A 23775-nucleotide genomic window follows, 5' to 3' on the forward strand; every position below is an offset into this window, starting at 1 on the left:
GGGTTCATCTCCTTTTATTCAATTAAGTGCGGGCAAGCCCTTTGCGGCCTGCCCGCACATTTTTTCAGGGAAAGACGGACGGTCTATCAGAGAGCAACACCCATGGAAGTCAGGATCTGCTTGCCGACGTCGGTCTTTGCGCAAGCATATGCGTTGTAGTTGATCTTTGCCTTCAGGCTGTCAACATCGGTGTCCACCACTTCCAGACCGGCACCTTCCAGAGCGTCGAAGTTTGCATCGCTGCCGTCCTTGGTAGCATTCAGGCCAAACTCGCAGGCTTCCTTAGCGGCCTCGGTCAGGATGTTCTGCTGCTCTTCGGTCAGCTTCTGGAACACCTGCTCGGAAACGGAGATGGTGGTGGGTCCAATGATGTGGTTGGAAACGTTGACGTACTTGCACACTTCCTGCATGGAGGCGGACATGATGGACTCGGGGATGTTCTCCACAGCGGACACCAGACCGGTATCCAGTGCGGTGTAGGTCTCGCCCCATGCCACAGGAGTGGGAGCAGCGCCCAGCTGGGTGAAGGTCTCTTTATAAGTAGAGGAGTCCGGGATGCGGATGATCAGGCCGGACATATCGTCCACGGTGTTCAGAGGCTTATCGGTGGTAAAGATCTGACGGAATGCCAGCACGTAGTAGTCCAGAATGCGGACATTGGTCTTGTCCAGGATCATCTGTGCAACGGTGGTGCCCGCCTCACCGGCCAGCTTCTCAGCGCAGTCGTCGTAGCTGCTGTATACGAAGGGCAGGCACAGGCAGCCGGCCTCGTCCACGTAGTTTGCATAGAACTCGGCAGCGATCACGGCCAGATCCAGAGTGCCGTTGGTCAGGGCCTGCAGGTTCTCGGTCTCGGTGCCCAGAGTTGCAGCGGAGTAAACGTCCACCTTCATCTTGCCCTCGGACTTCTCAGCGACCAGACGAGCGAACTCCTCAGCAGTCTTGTTGATAGAGTGGCTTGCAGCCATCTGGTGGCTCATGGTCAGGGTGACATCGGCCTTGACATCATCGTACTTGCCGGCAGCGGCGGTGCTGGATGCAGTGGCGGTGGAGCCGGAAGTGACACCGCAGCCAGCCAGAGCAGCGGCAGCTGCGGTCACGCCAGCAGCCTTCAGGAAATCACGGCGGTTGATGTACTGTTTCATCTTGTTGTCCTCCAATTTTCTTAAACATCATGACCGGGCTTGTGTCAGCCGGTCTGCACGTACTTTTCTGGCGCCCACCTGCGTGGGACTTTCTGTTGCCAACATAATAGCATGTAATACAAGCCTTGTCAACATTCTTTTTACAAGTTACATGTTTTTTGTGCAGAGTGCACTTGTTTCAAAATGCAAATCTGTACAATTCAAAGATAAAACTTAAGATTTTTAGCCGCTTTTGTTATACTTTTGACTTTTTTGACGTTTCATCGTTGTCACATCTCTTCATATTCCTGTGCTTTTTGTCCGTTCAAGTTGACGTTTTTCACTTTTTTAGCTCCATTTTCTTCTGCCGGCTTCCACCGTCCACCGCCTCTTTCTCCCCTCTTCCGACCCGATCCGGCACCGCTGGCACACCCCAACTTGTTTTTTGGCCGAAACAAGTTCATCTTCCGCAAGAGGCATTTATAATAGGAAATATCCATAAAACGATCCGTCCTGCCATTTTTTCTGTGATACATGTCCAGTTTCGTCAGAATTCCTGCCCGCAGCTGCTATTCTTTTCCGTATCTTTATTTTTAATGCTCCTTCTATTCCGCTCTTATGCTCTGCCGGGCACTTGTCTTGACATTGGTTTCCGTCTTGTATCACAAAACGGCAGGCTCGGAATTGTGCAGTTAGTCGAAAATCATCCTTAAAACCCTGTTTTTTCAAATTTCCTCTTGCTTTTCTTGTATTGTCGTGTATACTAAAGCCAATGAATCTTGTATTACAACAAGATACGACGACGGAACATTTACAAGAAGATCACTGATCACCAACAAGGAGGTCTACTGTTATGAAAGAGTGTTGGGTCACCGAGCCGCTCCACTTTGAGATGCGCGAGACTGAGATCCCTGAACCGAAGGACAACGAAGTCCAGATCAAGATGATGGCTGCTGGTGTCTGCGGCAGCGACATCCATATTTATAAGGGCGAGAACCCCAACTCCCGCTACCCGCTGATCCCCGGCCACGAGAATGTTGGTCTGGTCACCAAAGTTGGCGCAGACTGCAAAAACATCAAGGTGGGCGACCACGTCGTGATTGACTACGTGATCCGCTGCGGCGAGTGCTACCAGTGCAAGCATGGCCGCGGCAATGTCTGCGAGCACGTTCTGGTGCGCGGCAGCGGCACCAACGGCGGCTGGCGTGAATACTGGTGCGTCGAAGAGCCTTACGTCTACAAGATCGACGACAGCATCCCCTGGAAGGATGCCGCTCTGATCGAGCCGCTGACCATCGGCGAGCACAGCACCAGCCGTGCAGGCGTGTGCGAGGACGATGTGGTGTTCATTCTGGGCACCGGCACCATCGGCACCATCATTGCACAGGCCTGCAAGCTCAAGGGTGCTAAAACCGTCATCTGCTGCGACATCAGCGACAGCAGTCTGGAGCGCAGCAAGCAGTTCGGTGCCGATTACACCGTGAACAGCAAAACGCAGGACATCGTTGCCGAAGTGCAGAAGATCACCAACGGCCACGGCTGCACCGTCGCATTCGACTCCGCCTGCTTCCCCGGCAGCCTGACCATGATCATGCAGCCCGGCATCGTGTGCAACGCAGGCCGCGTGGTCCCCATGGGCTTCTGCACCGTGCCCGAAAAGATCACCCAGCAGATGATCAATGGCCGCGAGCTGACCATCTGCGGCACCCGCATGAGCCTGAACCAGTGGGTCCCCACTGCACAGAAGATGGCCGAGGGCAAGTATCACATGGAAGGTCTTGCAACCACCTTCGTCAAGTTCAGCGAGATCGAAAAGGTCTTCAACAACATCGTTCATCCCGATCCGGCTGTCAAGAAGACCGTTATCCTGTTCGACGGCGCAGAGGACTGACCCTCTGGCCCTGATATAAACACGTACATTATAAAATAGAAGGAGATCATTATTATGGCTGCTCTTACTAAGTTTGATATTGCCGGCAAGCATGCGATCGTTACTGGCGGCGCACAGGGTCTGTCCCGCGGCATGGCCGAAGGTCTGCTGGAGGCAGGCTGCAAGGTCGTCATCATCGATGTCCAGAAGGAAAAGGTGGAAAAGGTCTGCGAGGAGTACCGCGCCAAGGGTCTGGAAGCCTACTCTGTCATCGGCAATCTGGCTGACCGTGAGGACCTGAACCGCGCCTTCGACGAAGCACTGCAGATTTTGGACGGCCGTCTGGACGTTCTGGTCCCCGCTGCAGGCATTCAGCGCCGCTATCTGCCCGAGGAGTTCCCCGCAGAGCAGTGGGATCTGGTCATGAAGATCAATCTGGACCACGTCTGGTTCATGATCCAGCGTTCTCTGCAGGTCATGCTCAAGCAGCCCACCGGCGGCAAGATCATCACCATCGGCTCCATGGCTTCCTACTTCGGCTGCACCACTGTGCCTGCCTACACCGCAACCAAGGGCGCTGTTGCTCAGCTGACCAAGAGCGTTGCTGTTGACTGCGCCGGCCGCGGCATCAACATCAACTGCATCTGCCCGGGCTACATGGACACCGAGATGTGCGCCAACATGACGCAGGAGCGCAAGGACGAGTGCACCAAGCGCATCCCCGCTGGCCGCTGGGGCCTGCCCGAGGATATGAAGGGTCCCGTCGTCTTCCTGGCTTCCGCTGCATCCGACTACCTGAACGGTGCCCTGATCCCCGTTGACGGTGGCTATCTGGTCAAGTAATCAACACATAAAAAGGGAGGAACCCTGTCATGGCCCCTACCATACGCGATATTAAAGTGATCTGCACCGCCCCCGAGGGCATCAATCTGGTGGTGGTGAAGGTGGAGACCAGCGAGCCGGGCCTGTACGGTCTGGGCTGCGCCACCTTCGCTTACCGCCACCTGACCGTGCAGCATCTCATTGAGACCTATCTGCGTCCGCTGCTGATCGGCAAGGATGTGCGCAACATCTCCGACCTGTGGCAGCTGATGCACCAGAACGCCTACTGGCGCTGCGGCCCCATCGTCAACAATGCCATCTCCGGTGTGGATATGGCCCTGTGGGACATCAAGGGCAAAATGGCCAACATGCCTGTGTACGACCTGTTCGGCGGCAAAATGCGCGCCGGTGTTCCGGTGTACCGCCATGTGGACGGTGCCAATGTGGACGAGATCTGCGAGAACATCGAGAAGTATCGTTCCATCGGTGTCAAGCACATCCGCTGCCAGTGCGGCGGCTACGGCGGCGGCGGCTTTGGCCCTGCTCCGGGGTGGGCAGCCAAAGGCGCAGAGCCGGGCGTGTATCTGGACAGCAAGAAGTATATGCGCGACACCCTAAAGCTGTTCGACGGCATCCGTGCCAAGGAAGGCTTCGACATTGATCTGGTGCACGATGTGCACGAGCGCATCCACCCCACCGAGGCCGTCACCTTTGTCAAGGAGATGGAGCCTTACAAGCTGTTCTTCATGGAGGACGTTGTGCCTCTGGAGCAGGTGGAATGGCTGGATAAGATCAAGCAGACCAGCGTGACCCCGCTGAGCCAGGGCGAGCTGTTCAACAACCCTGCCGAGTACAAGAAGCTGGTGCAGAACCGCAGCATCGACTACATGCGCGTGCATCTGAGCCAGGTGGGCGGCATCACCCCGGCCCGCAAGCTGCAGATGTTCTGCGAGCAGTATGGTGTGCGCATCTGCTGGCACGGCCCCGGCGACATGAGCCCGCTGGCTCATGCAGCCAACATCCACATCGATCTGGCCGCTCAGAATCTGGGCCTGCAGGAGTGGAGCGGCATCGAACCGCCCAACTTCGTTATCCAGAAGCTGAAGGATAACCACGGCGCTCTGCTGGAAGTGTTCCCCGGTATGCCCGAGTACGGCAACGACGGCTTTGTTTACGCCAACGACAAGCCCGGTCTCGGCGTAGACCTGAATGAGAAGGAGGCCGCAAAGTATCCCTGTGAGAACACGGTGACCACCTGGACCCAGACCCGCAACCGCGACGGTAGCCTGCAGACTCCGTAATTTGCAATAACCTTTGACACTGTACGATCCCTGACGGAGAAACACGGCTGGAATCGTACAGTGTTTTTTGTTCTCAAAGGAGCATTGCTATGAAGATCACAAAACTTCAGACATGGCTGGTGCGTCCCCGCTGGGCTTTTATTGAGATCAGCACCGATGCAGGCATTTCCGGCTGGGGCGAGCCGGTGCTGGAAGGCCGCGCCGCCACCGTATGCGAGTGCATCCATGAGATGGAGCCGTACCTCATTGGTGCCGACCCCATGAAGATTGAAGACCTGTGGACTGTGCTGTTCCGCGGCGGATTCTACCGTGGCGGCGGCATCCTGATGAGCGCCATCTCCGGCATCGATCAGGCCCTGTGGGATATCAAGGGCAAATACTTCAATGTGCCGGTCTGGCAGCTGATGGGCGGCAGTTGCCGCGATAAGATGCGGGTGTACAGCTGGGTGGGCGGCGACCGCCCCGCCGATGTGGGCCGCGCTGCACTGGAAAAGAAAAAGCAAGGCTTCACCGCCATCAAAATGAACGGCACCGACGAGCTGCAGTTTCTGGACAGCTACGCCAAGATCGATGCCCTGCTGGAGCGCGTAGCCAGCGTGCGTGAGAGCTGCGGCAAGGATTTTGGCATTGCCATTGATTTTCACGGCCGGGTGCACAAGCCCATGGCAAAGATCGTGGCCAAAAAGCTGGAAGAGTTCGACCCCATGTTCATTGAGGAACCCGTTCTCTGCGATAACATGGAGTATTTCCCCGAGATTGCGGCGGCCTGCAACATTCCCATTGCTACCGGTGAACGCCTGTTCACCAAGTACGATTTCAAGCGTCTGCTGGCCATTGGCGGCGTGGACATCGTGCAGCCGGACCTTTCCCATGCCGGCGGCCTGACCGAGTGCAAGAAGATCGCCGCCATGGCCGAAGCCCACGATGTGGCCCTTGCTCCCCACTGCCCGCTTGGCCCGGTGGCCCTTGCCAGCTGCCTAAATCTGGATGCCACCTGCTACAACGCGGCCATTCAGGAGCAAAGCATCGGCATCCACTACAACGAGGGCCGCAGCGTGCTGGACTATGCGCTGAACCCCGAGGATTTCAAGTTCGTGAACGGCTTTGTCAGCCTGCCCCAGAAGCCCGGCCTTGGCGTAGAGGTGAACAAGGCTCTGGTGGAGGAAGAGGGCCAAACCCCGCATAGCTGGAAGAACCCGGTTTGGAGGCATGAGGACGGGAGCGTGGCAGAATGGTAAACATGATGAAAGCACTGGTGTTCACCGCACCGCATACCTTTGAATACCGGGATGTTCCCCGCCCTGAACCGGCACCGGACGAGGTGCTGGTGGAGGTAAAGGCCTGCGCCATCTGCGGCAGCGATGTGCACGGCAGCAGCGGTGAGAACGGGCGGCGCATCCCGCCGCTGGTCATGGGCCACGAAGCCAGCGGCACCATTGCGCAGCTGGGCGAAGCCGTGCAGAGCTGGGCCGTGGGCGACCGCGTCACCTTTGATTCCACCGAATACTGCGGCCACTGCTGGTTCTGCACCCACGGGATGCACAACCTCTGCGCACAGCGCCGCATCGTAGGCGTTGCCTGCACCGAGTACCGCAAAAATGGTGCCATGGCCCAGTACATCGCCGTAAAGGCCCGCACTTTGTATGCCCTGCCGCCCACCGTCAGCTTTGAACAGGGCTGCCTTGTGGAACCGTTTGCCGTGGGAATGCACGCAGTGCTGCGCAGCGGCCTTGCCACCGGGCAGACCGCTGCCGTGATCGGTGACGGCACCATTGGCCTGATGACCCTGATCGCCGCAAAAAGTCAGGGCGCACAGGTCTGCATAAGCGGCCACCACGCCCGGACCATGCAGCTGGCCGCACAGCTGGGTGCACTGGACTGCGCTCAGCTGCCGCAACTCACCGCAGAGCGCGGTGCCGATGTGGTGTACGATGCCGTCGGTTCCCAAAACTCCTTTACACAGGCCATGGAGCTGGTGCGCAAGGGCGGACGCATCATGGTCATCGGCAACCACGCCCGGACCATCGACTTCCCGCTGCAGCGCTGCATCACCGAGCAGATCGATGTGCAGTTCAGCTATTCCTCCGCCGGGGAGTATCCGGTCTGCCTGCAGGCCATTGCCGAGGGCCGCGCCGGCCTGACCGGCCTGTGGCAGAGCTTTCCGCTGGCCGAGGGTGCGCAGGTGTTCGACCGCCTTGTGCACCGGGACGAAAGCCTGACCAAAGCCGTCCTGATCCCGTGAGCAGTTGTCTGCATACAAGTTTTTTCTGCCAGTTTTCGCTGATTTTGATTTACTTTTGCAACATCCTATGATATAGTTAGAAAAAGTTGTAATACAAAGAGGTGTTCCACTATGGCCGATAAGGGCAGCGTTACCGGAAAGATTGCCCACTATATCCGCAAAAATATCCGCAACGGCAACTGGACCGTGGGCGAAAAGATCCCCAGTGAAAACCAGCTGTGCGAAGAGCTGGGGGTCAGCCGTGTGTCCGTGCGCAGCGCCCTGCAGCAGTTCATTGCGCTGGGCATTCTGGAAAGCGTGCACGGCAAGGGCACCTTCCTGATCTCGGACGATCTTTCGGCCTTCTATTCCAATGTGGAGGAACCGGCTCCCACCATCGATGCTACCGAGACCATGAAGCAGATCCTGGAGTTCCGCAGCATCGTAGAACCTGCGATCTGTGCACAGGTGGCCCAGACCGCCTCGCCGGAGCTGATTGCCAAACTGGAGGGCTACCTCAAAACCATGAAGGCCTCCGTGGGCAGGTGTGAAGAGTTCATCAACGCGGATGTTGCGTTCCACATGGAGATCATCAACGCCTGCGGCAATGCCTACACCATTGCCATTATGAACGAGACCTTCCAGCGCCGGGCCAATCTGGGCAAGATGCTGATTCTTTCCACGGGCTATTATGGCGGCATCTACTACCACGGCATTCTGCTGGATGCTTTCCGCAAGCACGATGTCAAGCGCGCCCGGGTCATGATGGAAGAGCACCTGCAGCACGGCCTGTACGATCTGGAATCCGATAATCTGGGGCAGGAGAAAAACGACCTCTGAGCCGCTTTTTCCTGTCTGATACGCAAAAAAGATCCCGTTCACCCAGAAGTGGACGGGATCTTTTATTGCTTATGGGGCTTTACTGCAGCTGATCAGGCCTTGACGAAGGCAGCTGCTTACTTTGCAGCCAGGTATTTGCCCAGTTCGCGGCCCAGCGTCAGGCACATACCAATGCTCACACCGGGGATCGGGGTGATATACTCGGGACCAAAGCGCATACCGCAGGTGTTGCCGGAGGCGTACAAGCCCTCGATGGGCTGATAATCCTCGTTCATCACCTGCTGGTCATTGGTGGTCACAAAGCCGCCGGTGGTCACCAGTGCAAAGCCCAGACTCGGGGTGGTGACATGGGCGTAGAAGGGAGCCTTTGCAACTGCATTCAGGAAGTGCGGGTCCTTGGCAAAGTCGCTGTCGTAGCCCTCGGCGCAAACCTTATTGTACTGCTCCACAGTAGCGGAAAGGTCTGCAGGCTCCACACCGATGTACTCAGCCAGCTGTTCGATGGTGTCGGCGCCGGCAACAGCCGTGACATAGCGGAGTTGTTGAAGGGTCACGGCAGTTTCCTTTCGGCGTGTTTTTTCTATCCTACCGCAGAGCCGCCAAAAACGCAACGTATTTTCTTCTTTGAAATACCAAACGAACATTGCCGGCATATCCAAGATACGTTTTACCCACCCTGCAATTTCCCTTATAATAGCACCGCAGTCTTGAAACAGCTGCAACATTCCCATATCACAAAGGAGGCTTTCCGGTATGGGACAACGGCAAAGTGAGATCATCAAAAATCACATGGAAGTGTACTGGCACGACTATGCGTCGGCCAGCAAGGGCGTTCCCATTACTGAGGCGGGGCTTGTGGAAAAAGCCTCCGTCATTGGACGCACCGGGCTGATGCTGCTGGAATGCGGCACCGGCGCATGGCGTGTCCGAAGCTCCATGAACACCCTTTCGCGGGAGCTGGGAGTCACAACAACAGCGGATATCGGCCTGTTGTCCATTGAGTTTACCTGCTTTGACGGTGACCAGTGTTATACCCAGTCACTCTGTCTGACAAATACGGGCGTGAATACCTCCCGGCTGAACCGACTGGAGCATTTCGTCAACGACTTCGACCGGGAAGGAAAATTTATGACCGGCGAAGAACTGCACAGCCACCTCGATGAGATCGAGCGTATCCACGGCTTGTATTCGCCCATCGCACTGGGCTTTGCAGCTGCACTGGCCTGCAGCTGCTTCACCTTTCTGCTGGGCGGCGGCATTGTGGAAATGCTGTGTGCCTTCTGCGGTGCAGGCATCGGCAACTTTGTACGGTGCAAGCTGACAAAGCACCATTTCACCCTGTTTCTGGGCATTACGGCGTCGGTCTGTTCAGCAAGCCTCGTGTATGCCATCCTGCTGAAGCTGGCCGAGGTGCTGTTTGCCGTATCGGCGCAGCACGAGGCGGGGTATATCTGCTCCATGCTCTTCATCATTCCGGGCTTTCCGTTCATTACCAGCGGCATCGACCTTGCCAAGCTGGATATGCGCTCCGGGCTGGAACGTCTGGCCTACGCCGTCCTCATCATTCTGGTGGCAACCATGACGGCTTGGATCATGGCACTGCTGCTGCATTTGCAGCCGGTGCAGTTCCCTGCCCTGAGCCTGACACTCCCGGAAGAGATCATGTTCCGGCTGCTGGCAAGTTTTGGCGGTGTGTTCGGCTTTTCGCTCATGTTCAACAGTCCCCGGAACCTGGCAGTCTGCGCCGCCCTTATCGGTGCGGTAACGAACACGTTCCGGCTGGAGCTGGTGAGCCTTGCGGGCTTTCCGCCCGCTGTTGCAGCGTTTCTGGGCGCACTGCTGTCCGGACTGCTGGCCTCCTGCCTGAAGAGCGCCGCCGGTTATCCCCGCATCTCCGTCACCGTGCCGTCCATCGTTATCATGGTACCGGGACTGTATTTCTACCGTGCCATCTATAATCTGGGCATCCTGTCTCTGATGGATTCCGCCACATGGTTTGCAGATGCCATTCTCATCATCGTAGCACTGCCGTTAGGGCTGATCTTCGCCCGTGTTATCACTGACAAGACTTTCCGTTATTGCACCTGATGTGCAGCATTTCCATTCTCCCATATAAGGCAAAACGCAGCGAATCTTTTAACGGTTCGCTGCGTTTTGTTTTGCTGTGATGCACTTATAAAGGGAGTTCGTTTACAGGGCGTTTACTCGCCGTAAACGATCTTGGTAGCAGTTTCCACATGGCGTTCCAGCCGGTCGGCAAAGTGTTCCAGCGGCAGAAAAACGCCAAGTTCATCGTAGCGGGTTCCGCCGTCCTTGAGCGTATCCTGTCCATAGTAGACCACGGAACGGGGCAGTGCGTGCTGCAGCTTCATCTGGATATCCCAGACGGTGGAGTAGGCCTCCGCTTCCGTTACCTTCTGCTTCACGGTGTCCGGCAGTTCGTAGATCAGCAGCAGCCCCAAATGCTGGTTGTAGTGGTACTCCACCACATCCATCGATCCTTCGTCGTAGCCGTGATACTTGCAGTAGCCGCTGGCAAGGTACATTTTTACCTTTTCCTGCTTCTGGAACACCCGGATGAACCGGTCGTATACTTTGCTGCTCACGGCAAATTCGTTGTTCGGCAAAAGAACGCCGGCATCATCCGTCAGAATCACCGGGTTCGGCTGACCATCGGCGTTGAATTTGAACGGGATCAGGGCAGCGTTCCGTAGCAGGTCAAACATACTGTGCTGGCAGATCGCCATCAGAAAGGCAGACAGATCCTTGTTCTCGTAGGCATTGAACAGTGCTGCGGCAAACTGCTGTGCACTCACGGCCGGCGCATCCAGTACGTCTGCCATGTCCAGCGAGTCGTTGAAGGTATCCATCAGGCGGTGGCAGGCTTCTGGATTTTTCAGGATCTCCCCGAACAGTGCCTCTGCCTTTTCTTCTCTTGGAAATATCGTTGCCATCAAAAAGACCCTCTTTCTGTTTATTTCCAACTGCTATTATAGGTTCATAATGCCCTGCTGTGAAATACTGCTTTCATATTGCTGCTATATACAGAACACTTTTTACACATTTTCCAAGTGCCCGTATAATGGACACTGCAATCATGAAATTGCACGAGGAAAATCGAAAAATATATAAGTTGGTTTGAACGAAGGCAGTTCCTATGTCTGAAGTCAAAAAGGTCGTGCTGGCATATTCCGGCGGTCTGGACACATCGGCTAAATAACTCTGGTCTTTTTTGTTGGGGCGTGTGCAACAGCCCCGTGTTATCATTTTGAATAATAGGTTTTAGATCCAAAAGCCAACCAGATGATCGAAGCCTTTGACTCGGCCAATCAACTGGTCAAAGATGAAGTTTTGGCTCTGCCAGAAGAATAATCCCCACAAACCAGAAAAAACGTCAACGCATGAGAGAGCAATCTCTCGCGTTTGACGTTTTTCTTTTTTGTTTTGCCACCGTCATTCTGCACAAAATTTAAGGATAAAATTTTATACCAAAAATCTGCAAAAATCGGGTTTCTGAGGCCATTTTGCCGTTCCTCTCCGAATTTTGCTACAGATCTGCTACAAACTTGCTACAAACGACTGAAAAGGGGGCCTAAAGATTTCAAACCATTCTCTGACCAGCTGGACTTTTGAACATCATCCCCGGTAGACATTCCTGACCGTTGGAACCCGCGCACTAGCAAACACCCCACTGGGGTGTTTGCTGCCCCGCCTGCGGCGTGGCCGTGCTGTTCGAGTCCCTAATTCTCCATACACCAACATAAGTCCGCGTATAGCGCAAAAAAGCCACTAACTTCTGTTAGTGGCTTATGCATGGTGGAGCATTGTCCACAGCACTCGAACCCAACACTTCCTCACGGGTGACCGTTTTGGCATCATCCGTGAAGTTGAAATTGAGTACGACCCGGTCATCAAAGACGTAGACCGAGTTGACAAAGGTATCAATGATCTGCCGCTGGTGTTCCGTGCTGCCCACGTCACCCTTGCGGAATTTTTCAAGCCAGAACCGAATCCACTCACGGGTCAGGACGGGCTTTTTCAGCTCTTCTTCCAGAATGCTGGTGTTCAGGGATTCTTTCCGGGCTTCCAGCTCGTCCAGCCGCTGCTTGGTGGTCGGGGTCAGGATGCCCTGTTCAATGGCTTCCAGAAGGTTTGCCAGCCGCTTCTCCGTGTCCCGGAGCTGCTCTTTCAGGACAGGCAGCCGGGTGTTCTCCTTCTGCTGGGCATCCATGACCAAATCTATCAGCCGTTCGATGATTTCATCGCTGAAAATCACCTTAATGGCGGTATCCACCACGAACCGTTCCAGCGGCTCCTTGCGGATGGCTTTCAGGTCGCAGTGCGCCTTGCCGTGGCGTTTGGCGTTGCCGCACTTATAATAATAGTAGGTGTTCCCCATGTGGCTGGTGCCGCTTTCGCCACCCATCAGGGTACCGCACTTGCCACAGAACAGCTTGGTGGTCAACAAATAGCTCACATCCTCTTTTGCAGGCCGACCATGGGCGATCCTGTTCTGCTCAAAACGCTGCTGCACCCGGTCAAACAGATCCTGGTCAACAATGGCCGGAATGCCGCCCGGCGTCACAATGTCCTTGTAGCGGTATTCGCCGATGTAGCGGCGGTTGCGGAAGATCTGGAAGAAGCTGTTCTTCACGAACGGCTTCCCGGTGCGGGTACGCAGGCCGCGCTCGTTCAGGGAGGCGGCAATCTTCTCAGCCGGTTCGCCGTCGGCATACCGGGTGAAGATCTCTTGCACGATGGGAGCCGTTTCCGGGTCGATATGGTACAGCCTGTCCTCCTTGCCGATGGTGAAGCCCAGCGGCACCACACCGCCGTTGTACTTGCACTGGAGGGCGTTTTCGCGCTCACCGCGCGCCACTTTCAGGGCGAGTTCGGCGGAATAGTATTCCGCCATGCCAATCAGCATACTCTCCACCATAATGCCTTCAGGCCCCTGCGAGATGGGTTCCATGGCAGACACCAGATGGACACCGTTCTTTTCCAGCTGGTACTTGTAGTTCACGGCATCGAACCGATTCCGGGCAAAGCGGTCGAGTTTCCAGACCAGAACCACATCGAAGATTTTCTTTGCGCTGTCCTTAATCATCCGCTGGAAGTCCGGGCGGTCATCCGTCTTGGCAGAGTAGGCACGGTCGATGTAGGTGCCGACCACGGTGATACCGTTCTTCTCGGCGTAGTCCTTGCAGTCGTGCAGCTGTCCTTCAATGGACGCTTCTCTCTGGCTGTCGGATGAATAGCGGGCATAAATCACGGCGGTCATAGTTGCACCTCCTTGGCAGCGTGTTCGGGTTGTCTTTATAGTATCGGGGCAAGCGCAGCTTGTCAACAATCTGCGAACAGATTGAAATGTGAAAATTGCGAAACGCAGCGAAAAAGGTGAGAGCAAGAATCGTCCCGTGGCCACAAATTTTCAATTCTTGAAAATTTTCTGCCCCTTGGGACAGCTTCTTGTTGGGGCGTGCCTGCCCCAAACCCTGCTGGAACGAGTACGGCAAACTGGAATTTATATCCGGTACTTGTCTCGATTTATAGTCATATCAACCAAATGAAATACAAGTAAGATAATAAAAAAAACGGAAACTATTATTATTCCTGCGCCCGGCTTGATAAAATCAATTATACCGCCAAGACAAAAGAGCATTGCCCATGTCTTAATCCGTTTTCCAGTAACTCTGCATATTTTCTCTGTGTTTAATCCAGTATAATCTCCTGATAAAAACAGCACACTTCTTTCTGTATTCCTTGATTTGATAAAAAATCTTCCAACAAAAAAGAGAACAGTTGCCATCAGTAAATCAATAAATATAATTATTATTTTCATTTTCAACACCTCTAATTCTAAGTTCACAACTTCCAATTTACTGGGCTAAGCCGAGTATACCACACTCCTCCATGAAAGAACACCCCGATATAGTGAAATTTTTCCATTTTTCTGCGTACGTGCGTACACGCTCCGCAGGGATTCTAAGGGGGCTGCCCCCTTAGCACACGGACTTTGGAACAAAGTCTAGTGTGTTACACCTTGTCAGAGGTGTACAGGCTCCCGGTATGCACGTATGCAGCGACTACCCCCAAACGCGCCATATAGGGGGACGACCAAGTTCGCACAAAGCGAACTTGATTCCGCAAAGCAAAAGGCAGGATACCACCGTTATAGTGATACCCTGCCTTTGCTCGTTTAACGCTCTGTGTAGTCCTTCCGCAGAATCTCCGATAAACAAAAAACGTACCCGAACCCTTTTTCATAAAGAATCGGGTTCGAGTACGAACTGTATGGTGGAGAATTAGGGACTCGAACCCCAGACCCCCTGCGTGTGATACATGATGACTTTTCGTTTTTTAGAACGATGATTCGTTAAATATACTCGATTTGCTACAGATTTGCTACAAACGGCAAATTGAACACGTACATTTTTCTATAGCCTACCGCCCTTCTTTCATAACTAGATAGCATACAGAAAAGTCATGCTGACTAAACGTCACAAAAAGTTTTTCGCCCATCATTCTGTTTAACGGCACTCTCGAAAACACTTTAATTTCAAACTCCTCAATTTCTTTTTCATCATCTTCTTCTAATTTTAAGTTTTTATGATAGACAATAGAAAAAGATTTGTAACGTAGTATATTCAAGACGGGATTCACGAAATACATTTCATTTACAATATAAACCCATATAATCAGCACCATCAGAAAAGAAAAAATCAAGACATCTTTAGGAACTGTCGGATCAACACTAAAAAAAGAAATCACGAACAAAGAAAAATACGTAAAGTAATAGTCCGCCGTGATATTTTCAGCCTTTACTAAAACGACCACTTCTTTTGATAGCTTTTTAGCTTTCAGAAATTTTCTATGGAATCGGACAATTCCAACAATCCCAACCATAAGAAGAATTAGCCAAATTGAAAATTGACTGACATTAAAGTAAAACCCTTTTGATTGATTCAGCAATGAGAGTCTCCAAGTTATGTTTTCAATTGGTGAAAACATACTTTTTGCTTCACATAAATTTTCCAAACCAAAAATAATGAATAGTGGCAAAAAGCAACTTATTGCTAACGCCAGTCTGTCAAATTTACTCACTTTCCATCATTCCATTCAGCTCCTTTGTTATCAGGTCCAAATTAATCCGACCACACAAAATTCCCATAACCGCTTCAAATGACTTTTTGTCTATAACAATCTTATCATTTTCTGTGTACGATATAAAGGACAACCTTGGCTGATGCTCAATTTGTTCTCTGATATACTGTGGAGAAAATGTCCTAATTTTTTCAAGACGTTTTTGCATAATAATTTTTGCCATAGAATTTTTGTGACGCTTCGATTTTACCAAAAAATCCATGAATATGTCGCTGTCATCAATAAATCCCATGCTGCGAATTTCCCGTTCATTTGCGGCCACTTGATTTTTAATAACCTCATCAAACTTAAATATTCTATTAAAGTTCACTTCGTTAATAATATAGCATTTTTTGTCAAAGATAACCGCATCTACCCATGGTGTCAATGCTAGCACATTTCCAGATTGCTGATGAAATTTTCCTGTTTCTTTTTTTGTAAAGCAAATATTGTTTCTATACCATGCTGCGACATTACGATAGACTGTCAGAAAGTACACATGTTCACCATTATCAAATTCGATGTCCATCATTATAGTGTTTCCACTACAATTGTAGTCTTCAACTGTAATTTCAGCCCTATTCACATTCTGCAACCTATCCTTTGCGGTCACCATTGCCGGCCAAAGATCTAGGACTTCCGTATTAATAACTTGCAAAGTATTTTTTTCGACTGTATCTGGAATAAAGTCCACAAACTCGCTTTCATCTGTTGTAACTGATAGTGTTTCAAAGTATTTTTCCAGCAACACACTGCTCACTTCTTCAGGAAAAACTTTTATCTTCTTGGGGTTGCTATTTCTCAAAATGAACAGATTTGCATTTACCACATTGTCCTGTTTAGCAAGAATACACTTAAAGTCTTCTGTATATGTCATAATTTTTTCTCCTCATGTACTCAAATTGATATAAGTTATCTGAAGCTTTCGTTTGCTTTTAGAGCATGTAGCCGCACTTGAAACTTTATCAGCCAGTTTTTATATTTAGGAAAAATGTCAACTGCCACATCAACAAATTGATTTAATCCAATTTTCCTCAAAGCCTCCATCGCTGCTTCTCTCTGGCTCAAGTGCCGCTTTCCAACGGTCAAACAGCTTGCACCATCCAATATGTCATACTGCTGGAACGCTCGATTAAAGTCCATCAGATCATGCAGCCGGACAGTTTTATTCGTCTCATTGTCCACCAACAGGCCCCAGTTTTCCCAATGGCGGTCGGTGTTGCCCACCAGATAATCCAGAATGTTCATCATATAGTATCCGTAGGCATCCAGTTCCAGAATTTTATCCAGCGTGTTCCAATCATGGTTTGTGCAGTAGACATCATAAGCTGCATACGTCACAAGGCTATATCGCTGCGAGGTCATGATTTTACTGATAGAAACTGGCTCATTCTCAAACATCCCCTGCTCATACAAAACCTGATGACAGTCAAAGCATCGGCAGATCTTACTTGCCAGCACTTCGCGCTCGACTGCATCTTGTCCGCCAGCTTTATAAAGATAGAAGCCTTCCTCTTTGCGCACCCACGCTTTAGGATAGCATCCGCCAGTGGACAAATCATTTGCCAAAAGATGGGCATTTGTCACAGCCATCTGATGCCCACGCAGTGCAATGTCCACAAGAGCATTGCTTAAAGAGTGTGTGTAGAGTTTGATATCCTCAAATCGGACAGTCTCATTTTCTTCTTTTACCCAGAACACATCCAGCAGAGACAGTCAATGGTACGAAAGCGCAATCTGTGCACGCTCCCGATCCGTAACACTCTGGGATGCGCCAATGCTGTTGAGGATTTCCTTTGCATAAAGTACGGTCGCGTAGTATCAGCCGCGATGCACACCATGAATGGAAGCTAATCACATTATTGATTCGAGTATCAAAGTCATTCGATTCTTTCAGCACCAGACCATAGGGCATGAAATCTTCAAAATAAATTTTACACTCACCAGCCGTACTCACCTGTGCCACACATCTTTCCGTGTGAATAATGCAGTAGACTGTTGCCTTGCCCATCGCCTCCACCACCTTATTTGACTGATGCACGTTTTCTTTTCTACCATTGTACCTTCTTTTATGTTCCAAAACAAGATGTAAAAAGCTCTTGGCCTCTTTATTAAAGGCCAAGAGCTTTTTGCTTGCCGCTGAACTTCGACTTTGAAAATCGTGTTCAGCTTAATTTTCAATCATCTACGCTTTGCGCTTCAGATAATTCTTCCCAGTCTTCTGGATTTCCGCATCTACGGAGATATTCATGCCCGCCATCGACTGCACACAATCCGCAAGAACAGAATTTGAAATCATGCACAGAGTATGCAAAGTCATGAAACATATAAAATAGGAAAAGCGTCAAAAATCATCTTGGCCAGCGCTCTTTTCTGGACATGAGTGGCGCGAATGGTACATGAGGATGCGTCTGGTACCAGTAAGCTGTGGTAGCGACATCATCCTGACGTTCAAAAAGACCTCCGTGGCTGGCACCAATCTGCTGCAGAGTTACCTTAAGGTCCTTCTCAAAAAGGATAGGATCAAGAAGGTGCCAGCGGTAGAAGCTGCGTTGTGGCATCTGATCATCATTGTGGTAATCATTATGAAGGAAGGTATCGTGGCTAGAGTAGTAAGGATAGCCAAGATACGGAGTACAGTACTGATTTTCAACGGTTTGGCCATTTTGCTGTGTTGCAAAGCTCCAGGCACCGCCGAAGTAATCTTCTGTTCCGGTTCCGCAAATGGTTGGATAATCCTTGTCTCCATCAATGTAGAATTTCATCTCACCCTCTCCGTACCAGTAGCGTTCGAGGCTGGTAAGCGCAAGATAAGTTCCAACGTACTGGCCTTTTCCTTTGATGTTGTCGAGGACAACGTAGTCTTTTGCCTTTTCCGTTATGCGCTGACGACGCCACTGGGCATGGAAATAGGCAGCATCCTCCGGAACCGTTGTCAGGCAATAGTCGATCTGATAAAAGAAGGCCGGAATCGGCTCATCACACTGATTTTCAATGGTAATACGGGCGTTTTTACGGAACGGCATCGGGAAATAGCTGTTGAAACCACGGGTCGGATTGACAGCAATCGGGACTGAGTTTACCTGGTAGGAAACACCGAAGCCGCAGCAGAAGAAATCGCCAAGCGGGCATTCAACGGATGGGAATTCTTCATCGTCCCAGTACATGCGCAGAACAAGATCCCGCAGAACATAACGGCTACGTTCACTGGTACGGTCTGTAACGGTGATCCAGATGTGCTGAATCATGCCTTCTCCCTGGATCTCACCAAGTGTCACGGTCTCTCCTGCTTCTATTTTCGGGATACACGGGGAACCTTTTCTGGACGGACCAAGATTGCTGGATGCCATGCCGCCTTTTCCTTTTTCTCCGTTCCGGTTTTCCCAGTTGATGGAACGGGACTGTCCGTTTTTCAGCCGGAAAATATTCTGTAAACCACAATCAAACATCATATATTCCTCCTACTCACAAATGAGCAACTGTCTTTTATGTTGAATTGAATTCATTCAAACCATTCCGCTTAACAGGTACAGTCTCCACCCATGTTCCAGTTGATTCCTTGAAGGGGATTGCTTGCAAAGTTGTTATTATTGTACACTTTTATTTGTATAAAAGCAATGTGCTACTGCCATAAATCTTTAGCACCACACTCATGAATGCATAACCACAACATGAATTTTAACAAACAGACAGATAAGCCGACTCAAAAAGAAACATCATTGTAGACCAATTAAGCAAAGTCAATAGCACAGGTAGCCAATAAGAACGAAATCGAACGGTTTGAGTTCGGTATTCATCGCTTATAGCCCTGCCATCGCTTACACCAAGTAAAGAACAAGGGCAGTGAAAGATGCCAAATTCAAATTTTTCGTATACCAAATAAGGCCCTGTGTTTGTTTCAGGGCTTGAATCTCTCAAAAACTTCAGGCTGCTTTTACAAATCCCTGTTCAACAGCATGCTGCTCTGGCGTTTTCAGTTCGAAGGGCATCTGGTCACGCAAGACTGCAAAGACTATAAAGACCAGTTTGTGCATTGACGCTGCTTGAGCAACCTTTGCCGGTTTGTTTTTACATTTCTTTTCATAATAACTGAGCAGTACGGGGTTCGCTGCAGAGTCCTTTCCACGCTTACAAATCGAATTAACCACTCCCATGTGAAGTGCAGCTCTTGCATAGGGAAAGCCACGTTTTGAGAGCTTGTTCTTTGTTCCTCTGAATGATCCGGATTGCCGCTCTGTTGGGTCTAAAACCCAATATGCTGCAAGCTGTTTCGGCTTCTTGAACAACGAGATATCTCCGATTTCTCCTAGTAAAAAGGCTGCCGAATGACTACCAACACCAGGGATGCTTTGCAGCAAAGAAACGTTGTTTCGCATTTCTTTTCTCTGAGCCAGCAAATTATCTATTGCGGTTTCTATTTGAAGCACACTTTCGGACAATGTACGAAGCATTTGAATGGTACACACAATGAGTGTTTCATCGGCACATGAATGAATCCCCAATGTCTGCGCTTTTTGCGCTGCGGAGATTAGCAATCCAGCTTTCTTTTTAGCAAAACTATAACCAGACTTGCTTGCAGCAGCAATCACTTCAACCAGTTCTGATTCTTCCTCTACAAGCAAAATGGTCAGCGTTGGAAAACGTACAAGCACAGCGCAAGAAGTGACGCCTCCCACATCGGAAAAGACCTTACCGGCAAAGGGACGGTTCTTTAACTGAATCATATTCATTCTCCAAATCGCATGATGTCCAATGGATGGCAGTGGATGGGTTTGCCTTTTATAACCTGCATCTGCTGCAGTCTGATCCTGATCGCAGACCAAGAAACCCCAATCCGTTGAGCCATCTCCAGAATTTTTTCATAGTTAGGGTCAGACACTGATTTGTACAGAATCCCATTTGGCAGAGTCAACGCTACACGTTCTATTTCGGCATTGATCAGAAATGTTGGCATCAGCAGCTCTGCTGCAAGGGTATCCGCCTGCCATTCTTCCCACGAGGGCTTTCCGTTTCTCTCCCGATAGGCAATGTGCCCACGGCACTTGACTGCTTTTCCGTAGTCGTTCGGAAACAGATCAGCCAAAATCTGATGTGCTGCTTCATGCGCTATTGTGAAATTCCGGCATGCACATTTTCAGTTTCAGGGCTGTCCGGGCCTGTATTTTGTGGGCGAAACACTGGACTGCGCCGGCAGCTGCGGCGGCTTCAAACTGCACTGGGCCTTCGGCAGCGGGATCGCGGCAGGGCGGGACGCCGCCCGCCGTGTTCAGCGGCAGCGGAAAAAATAGCTGTGCAGAAATGCGGAACACCCGGAGTTTGCCCGCATCGTGTTCCACGGCCTGCGGCATTCCAGCGCCACTTGCCAGTCGATTGAAGGGCACAAAAGGATCCTTGCACATCATAGAAAACGGCCGCCTGCTGCATCCATCGGTGCAGCAGGCGGCCGTTCTTTCATTTACAGTTCTTCGCTGAAGAACTTCTTCATTTCCTTCTTATCTTCTTTGGGAAAAATCAGTTTTTTTCCTCAAAGCCCAGCACATAAGTAACCACCGCTGCAACAACGATCGCTGTCACGATCGCAATGCTCATGGCAACGATCGTGTTCTGGAAGATCGGCAGCGCCAAAACGGTGGAGTAGCCCATCACATAGGCTTTTGCGCCCAGCAGACCAGCAGCCACACCGCCGACAGCACCACCGGCCATCACGCCGTACATGGGCTTCTTACGGGGCAGGTTGATGCCGTAGATTGCGGGTTCCGTAACACCGGCCACGATGCAGCCAAACGCGATAGACAGTGCTTCGGCGCGCTTTTCAGCGTCCTTGGTGCGCAGTGCCACACCGATGCAGGCGCCGCCCTCTGCCATGTTGTGCAGGATGAATGCAGGGCGGAACACGGCATCATAACCGGGGTTCGTCAGCGCCTGCGTCATGAACGGCACCAGGCCAAGGTGCATACCGCACATGACCAGCCAAGGCAAGCAAGCAGCCAGCAGACCCACAGTGATAAAGCCGATCTTATCGCCAAGGAAGCCAAAGACAACGGCCAGATAGTTGCCCAGATAACCGCCCAGAGGTGCCAGGACCGTAAAGCCCAGAACCACCGTCACCGTGACGGTGCACAGACCGACCAGCAGGGACTTGAAAATTCCCGGAATAATTTTATTAAAGAATTTTTCCAGATAGTAGGCACACAGCGCGATCAGCAGGGCAGGCAGCAGAGAACTGGAATAACTCATCAGACGCACCGGAAGTCCCAGCAGGGTGATCGGCTCACCTGCGGCCACCAGCGCTGTATACTTGCCATGCAGCAGAGCAGCGGCACACATCATGGAGTAGATCGGCGTTCCGCCCAGCTTCTTCGCAGCGCCATAGGCCGCAAAGATGGGCATAAAGAAGAACGGCGCATCGGCAAGACCGCTCAGAAGAGCGTAGGTCGCAGTATCTGCAAAGCCCGCATTGACCAGCGTGATCAGCAGCAGAACCACCTTCAGCATACCGCCTGCCACCAGACCCGTGATCATCGGGGCGACCGCTGCCGAAACATACTCCAGCACAGCCACGCCTGCGCTCTTCAGCGTCAGCGGCTTTTTTTCTGCCGGAGCGTCCAGATTTTCGTTGACTGCTGCGCCTTCCAAAAGGTCAAAGTCTTTGACCACCGTTTCATACACGGGCAGCAGGTTTTTCCCTAGGACGACCATGAGCTGCCCGCCAGCATAGATCACGCCCAGAACGCCGGGAACTTTTTTCAGTGCTTCCTGATCTGCTTTTTTCAGATCCTTGACCACAAAGCGCAGACGGGTCATGCAATGCGCAACGCTGTTGATGTTTTCTTTTCCGCCAACCAGCCGAACGATCTCCGCTGCGGCGCTTTTTGCATCGAATGCCATTTGATTTCTCCTTTTCTGTCCAATTCCTGTTACTCGGCCCAGAGCTTTTCGCCATTGCTCGCAATGACATCCTTCATCCAGTAATAGCTCTTTTTGGGCTTGCGTTCCAATGTGCCATTGCCCTTATCATCCATATCCACATAGATGAAGCCATACCGCTTTTTCATTTCGCCCGTGGAAAGGCTGACAAGATCGATCGGAGCCCACATGGTGTAACCAAGGCATTGTACACCGTCCGTCGCGATCGCTTCCATCATTGCCCGCAGATGGTCTTTCAGGAAAGCAATGCGGTAGTCATCCTGAATGGAACCATCTTCTTCCACCTTGTCCACTGCGCCCAGACCGTTTTCTACAATAAACAGCGGCTTCTGGTAGCGATCCCACAGTTCGTTCATCAGGAAGCGCAGCCCCAGCGGGTCAATGGGCCAGCCCCACGGGGTCAGTTCCAGATACGGGTTCGGATCGCCGCCGATCACGTTCATTCTGGTTTCTGTACTGCACACATTGGAACGGTAGTAGCTGAAGGAAACATAGTCCAGCGCGCCAGCTGCCAGAATCGCATCATCTCCCGGTTCGGTGTGCAGGGTCACGCCCCGGCGTGCCAGAAGGTCTGCCGCATAGCTGGGATAATAACCACGTGCCATGGTATCAATGAAGTAATAGCTTTCCCGCCGCTTCTGCAAACGGGTAAACACATCCTCCGGCTTGCAGGTTGCCGGGTAAAGCTCACTCATGGCATACATGGCACCAAACATACTGCCCGGCATCATTTCATGGCCCAGTTTCACGGCGCGTGCGCTGGCAAGGAACATATTGTGCACCGCGTTGTAGTGGGTCTGGTTGTCGCACTTGTGGGTACCGCAAGCCGCAAAGCCGCGGACCGCGTTGATCTCATTAAAGGTAAGCCAGTATTTGCAGCGCTTGCCGTACCGCTCAAACAGTGCTTTGCAGTACCGCACGTAGCAGTCGATGGTGTGGCGGCTGGACCATCCATCGTATTTCAAGGCCAGTGCAACCGGCAGCTCATCGTGATGGATCGTGACCAGCGGCTGCATTCCATGCTTTTCCAGTTCGGCAAAAATGCCATCGTAGAAGCGGAATCCTGCTTCATTGGGTTCCAGTTCATCGCCAGTCGGGAAGATCCGGCTCCAGCAGATGGAGAACCGATAAACATTCATGCCCATGCCTGCCAGCAGTGCAATATCTTCTTTGTAGCGGTGGTAATGGTCAACCGCTTTGTGGCTGGGATAGTAACGATCTTCGTACAGACAGGGTTCTGCGCCGTCCGGGAGGGAATCCGGTGCAAAAAAGCTGCTGGGGAGTTCGCCAAACTGACCATCTGCCGTTTTGAACGTGTTGCAGCGGGGATGTTGTACCGAACCGTCGGTTTCAAAGTCATGAGTGGACAGACCGCGTCCGTCCTCCTGATAGGCACCATCAAACTGAAAATCCGCAGTTGCACCGCCCCACAAAAAGTTGTTGGATAGCTGCATTCTGAGAAACCTCCTTGTATTGTGAAACATCCGGGGATGCTGCCCCGTATTCTGATCGACCGGTCTGGATCTG

General features: G+C 51.7%; 21 protein-coding genes and 1 pseudogene. 8 read left to right on the forward strand and 14 right to left on the reverse strand.

Going from position 1 to position 23775, the window contains the following annotated elements:
• Nucleotides 1–86: 86 nt before the first annotated feature.
• Nucleotides 87–1145 (reverse strand): TRAP transporter substrate-binding protein, encoded by a 1059-nt coding sequence (locus J3348_RS05000; RefSeq protein ID WP_207698557.1) that lies wholly within the window; start codon nucleotides 1143–1145, stop codon nucleotides 87–89.
• A 269-nt stretch (nucleotides 1146–1414) separates the two neighbouring features.
• A complete protein-coding gene (locus J3348_RS05005; protein ID WP_207698471.1) occupies nucleotides 1415–1624 on the reverse strand; it encodes a hypothetical protein in 210 nt (69 codons plus the stop codon).
• A gap of 353 nt (nucleotides 1625–1977) precedes the next feature.
• Here J3348_RS05005 and J3348_RS05010 point away from each other — a divergent pair, with 353 nt between their 5' ends.
• From J3348_RS05010 to J3348_RS05035, 6 genes are all read left to right on the forward strand, one after another.
• Nucleotides 1978–3015, forward strand: a complete 1038-nt coding sequence (locus J3348_RS05010; protein ID WP_097773822.1) for an alcohol dehydrogenase catalytic domain-containing protein — start codon at nucleotides 1978–1980, stop codon at nucleotides 3013–3015.
• Between the two features lie 54 nt (nucleotides 3016–3069).
• Nucleotides 3070–3837, forward strand: a complete 768-nt coding sequence (locus J3348_RS05015; RefSeq protein WP_207698472.1) for an SDR family oxidoreductase — start codon at nucleotides 3070–3072, stop codon at nucleotides 3835–3837.
• A 29-nt stretch (nucleotides 3838–3866) separates the two neighbouring features.
• Complete coding sequence (locus J3348_RS05020) at nucleotides 3867–5117, forward strand: enolase C-terminal domain-like protein (protein ID WP_207698473.1); 1251 nt, start codon at nucleotides 3867–3869, stop codon at nucleotides 5115–5117.
• An 89-nt stretch (nucleotides 5118–5206) separates the two neighbouring features.
• Nucleotides 5207–6355, forward strand: a complete 1149-nt coding sequence (gene dgoD, locus J3348_RS05025) for a galactonate dehydratase (RefSeq protein ID WP_207698474.1) — start codon at nucleotides 5207–5209, stop codon at nucleotides 6353–6355.
• On the forward strand, nucleotides 6349–7359 hold the full coding sequence (locus J3348_RS05030) for an alcohol dehydrogenase catalytic domain-containing protein (RefSeq protein WP_207698475.1): 1011 nt from the start codon (nucleotides 6349–6351) through the stop codon (nucleotides 7357–7359). Before dgoD ends, J3348_RS05030 begins: the two co-directional genes overlap by 7 nt.
• 111 nt (nucleotides 7360–7470) lie before the next feature.
• Nucleotides 7471–8178: an FCD domain-containing protein gene (locus J3348_RS05035; RefSeq protein WP_207698476.1), complete on the forward strand. Its 708-nt coding sequence runs from the start codon at nucleotides 7471–7473 to the stop codon at nucleotides 8176–8178.
• 116 nt (nucleotides 8179–8294) lie between these two features.
• Here J3348_RS05035 and J3348_RS05040 read toward each other — a convergent pair whose 3' ends face one another.
• A complete protein-coding gene (locus J3348_RS05040; RefSeq protein ID WP_207698477.1) occupies nucleotides 8295–8732 on the reverse strand; it encodes an FAD-binding protein in 438 nt (145 codons plus the stop codon).
• A gap of 199 nt (nucleotides 8733–8931) precedes the next feature.
• Here J3348_RS05040 and J3348_RS05045 point away from each other — a divergent pair, with 199 nt between their 5' ends.
• The gene (locus J3348_RS05045) at nucleotides 8932–10266 is read left to right on the forward strand and encodes a threonine/serine exporter family protein (RefSeq protein ID WP_207698478.1); all 1335 of its coding nucleotides are present in this window, start codon (nucleotides 8932–8934) and stop codon (nucleotides 10264–10266) included.
• Between the two features lie 113 nt (nucleotides 10267–10379).
• Here J3348_RS05045 and J3348_RS05050 read toward each other — a convergent pair whose 3' ends face one another.
• From J3348_RS05050 to J3348_RS05090, 9 genes are all read right to left on the reverse strand, one after another.
• Entirely contained in the window at nucleotides 10380–11132 is a 753-nt protein-coding gene (locus J3348_RS05050) for a DUF4866 domain-containing protein (RefSeq protein WP_154259461.1), read from the reverse strand.
• Between the two features lie 845 nt (nucleotides 11133–11977).
• A complete protein-coding gene (locus J3348_RS05055) occupies nucleotides 11978–13459 on the reverse strand; it encodes a recombinase family protein (RefSeq protein ID WP_207698479.1) in 1482 nt (493 codons plus the stop codon).
• 243 nt (nucleotides 13460–13702) lie between these two features.
• Nucleotides 13703–14047: a hypothetical protein gene (locus tag J3348_RS05060; RefSeq protein WP_347565364.1), complete on the reverse strand. Its 345-nt coding sequence runs from the start codon at nucleotides 14045–14047 to the stop codon at nucleotides 13703–13705.
• A gap of 575 nt (nucleotides 14048–14622) precedes the next feature.
• A complete protein-coding gene (locus J3348_RS05065; RefSeq protein WP_207698480.1) occupies nucleotides 14623–15282 on the reverse strand; it encodes a hypothetical protein in 660 nt (219 codons plus the stop codon).
• Nucleotides 15275–16198 (reverse strand): Kiwa anti-phage protein KwaB-like domain-containing protein, encoded by a 924-nt coding sequence (locus tag J3348_RS05070; protein ID WP_154259538.1) that lies wholly within the window; start codon nucleotides 16196–16198, stop codon nucleotides 15275–15277. The genes J3348_RS05065 and J3348_RS05070 overlap by 8 nt, the downstream gene beginning before the upstream one ends.
• 35 nt (nucleotides 16199–16233) lie before the next feature.
• A complete protein-coding gene (locus J3348_RS14180) occupies nucleotides 16234–16941 on the reverse strand; it encodes a hypothetical protein (RefSeq protein ID WP_242702881.1) in 708 nt (235 codons plus the stop codon).
• 731 nt (nucleotides 16942–17672) lie between these two features.
• Nucleotides 17673–18773 (reverse strand): glycoside hydrolase family 172 protein, encoded by a 1101-nt coding sequence (locus J3348_RS05080; protein ID WP_347565365.1) that lies wholly within the window; start codon nucleotides 18771–18773, stop codon nucleotides 17673–17675.
• A gap of 471 nt (nucleotides 18774–19244) precedes the next feature.
• Nucleotides 19245–20045: a transposase gene (locus J3348_RS05085; protein WP_207698481.1), complete on the reverse strand. Its 801-nt coding sequence runs from the start codon at nucleotides 20043–20045 to the stop codon at nucleotides 19245–19247.
• 2 nt (nucleotides 20046–20047) lie between these two features.
• A complete protein-coding gene (locus J3348_RS05090) occupies nucleotides 20048–20404 on the reverse strand; it encodes a hypothetical protein (protein ID WP_242702882.1) in 357 nt (118 codons plus the stop codon).
• A 49-nt stretch (nucleotides 20405–20453) separates the two neighbouring features.
• On the opposite strand from J3348_RS05090, the pseudogene J3348_RS05095 reads away from it, so the two are divergent.
• Nucleotides 20454–20609 (forward strand): annotated as a pseudogene (locus J3348_RS05095) (NAD(P)/FAD-dependent oxidoreductase); the annotation flags it as partial.
• A 223-nt stretch (nucleotides 20610–20832) separates the two neighbouring features.
• Here J3348_RS05095 and J3348_RS05100 read toward each other — a convergent pair.
• Both J3348_RS05100 and J3348_RS05105 read right to left on the reverse strand, forming a co-directional pair.
• A complete protein-coding gene (locus tag J3348_RS05100; RefSeq protein WP_207698482.1) occupies nucleotides 20833–22209 on the reverse strand; it encodes a PTS transporter subunit EIIC in 1377 nt (458 codons plus the stop codon).
• Between the two features lie 29 nt (nucleotides 22210–22238).
• Nucleotides 22239–23702 carry a glycoside hydrolase family 1 protein gene (locus J3348_RS05105; protein ID WP_207698483.1) on the reverse strand — a complete coding sequence of 488 codons (1464 nt, stop codon included), beginning with the start codon at nucleotides 23700–23702 and terminating at the stop codon, nucleotides 22239–22241.
• Nucleotides 23703–23775 lie beyond the last annotated feature (73 nt).

The sequence above is a fragment of the Faecalibacterium sp. Marseille-Q4896 genome, from assembly GCF_017377615.1.
GTDB lineage: Bacteria > Bacillota > Clostridia > Oscillospirales > Ruminococcaceae > Faecalibacterium > Faecalibacterium taiwanense.

What these genes read in the sequence shown, in the direction of transcription:
- J3348_RS05080 (WP_347565365.1), bottom strand. Translation starts at nt 18,773, where the DNA reads ATGATGTTTGATTGTGGTTTACAGAATATTTTCCGGCTGAAAAACGGA.
- dgoD (WP_207698474.1), top strand. Translation starts at nt 5,207, where the DNA reads ATGAAGATCACAAAACTTCAGACATGGCTGGTGCGTCCCCGCTGGGCT.
- J3348_RS05005 (WP_207698471.1), bottom strand. Translation starts at nt 1,624, where the DNA reads ATGGATATTTCCTATTATAAATGCCTCTTGCGGAAGATGAACTTGTTT.
- J3348_RS05030 (WP_207698475.1), top strand. Translation starts at nt 6,349, where the DNA reads ATGGTAAACATGATGAAAGCACTGGTGTTCACCGCACCGCATACCTTT.
- J3348_RS05015 (WP_207698472.1), top strand. Translation starts at nt 3,070, where the DNA reads ATGGCTGCTCTTACTAAGTTTGATATTGCCGGCAAGCATGCGATCGTT.
- J3348_RS05000 (WP_207698557.1), bottom strand. Translation starts at nt 1,145, where the DNA reads ATGAAACAGTACATCAACCGCCGTGATTTCCTGAAGGCTGCTGGCGTG.
- J3348_RS05035 (WP_207698476.1), top strand. Translation starts at nt 7,471, where the DNA reads ATGGCCGATAAGGGCAGCGTTACCGGAAAGATTGCCCACTATATCCGC.
- J3348_RS05045 (WP_207698478.1), top strand. Translation starts at nt 8,932, where the DNA reads ATGGGACAACGGCAAAGTGAGATCATCAAAAATCACATGGAAGTGTAC.
- J3348_RS05085 (WP_207698481.1), bottom strand. Translation starts at nt 20,045, where the DNA reads ATGATTCAGTTAAAGAACCGTCCCTTTGCCGGTAAGGTCTTTTCCGAT.
- J3348_RS05105 (WP_207698483.1), bottom strand. Translation starts at nt 23,702, where the DNA reads ATGCAGCTATCCAACAACTTTTTGTGGGGCGGTGCAACTGCGGATTTT.
- J3348_RS05010 (WP_097773822.1), top strand. Translation starts at nt 1,978, where the DNA reads ATGAAAGAGTGTTGGGTCACCGAGCCGCTCCACTTTGAGATGCGCGAG.
- J3348_RS05050 (WP_154259461.1), bottom strand. Translation starts at nt 11,132, where the DNA reads ATGGCAACGATATTTCCAAGAGAAGAAAAGGCAGAGGCACTGTTCGGG.
- J3348_RS05055 (WP_207698479.1), bottom strand. Translation starts at nt 13,459, where the DNA reads ATGACCGCCGTGATTTATGCCCGCTATTCATCCGACAGCCAGAGAGAA.
- J3348_RS05100 (WP_207698482.1), bottom strand. Translation starts at nt 22,209, where the DNA reads ATGGCATTCGATGCAAAAAGCGCCGCAGCGGAGATCGTTCGGCTGGTT.
- J3348_RS05020 (WP_207698473.1), top strand. Translation starts at nt 3,867, where the DNA reads ATGGCCCCTACCATACGCGATATTAAAGTGATCTGCACCGCCCCCGAG.
- J3348_RS05070 (WP_154259538.1), bottom strand. Translation starts at nt 16,198, where the DNA reads ATGACATATACAGAAGACTTTAAGTGTATTCTTGCTAAACAGGACAAT.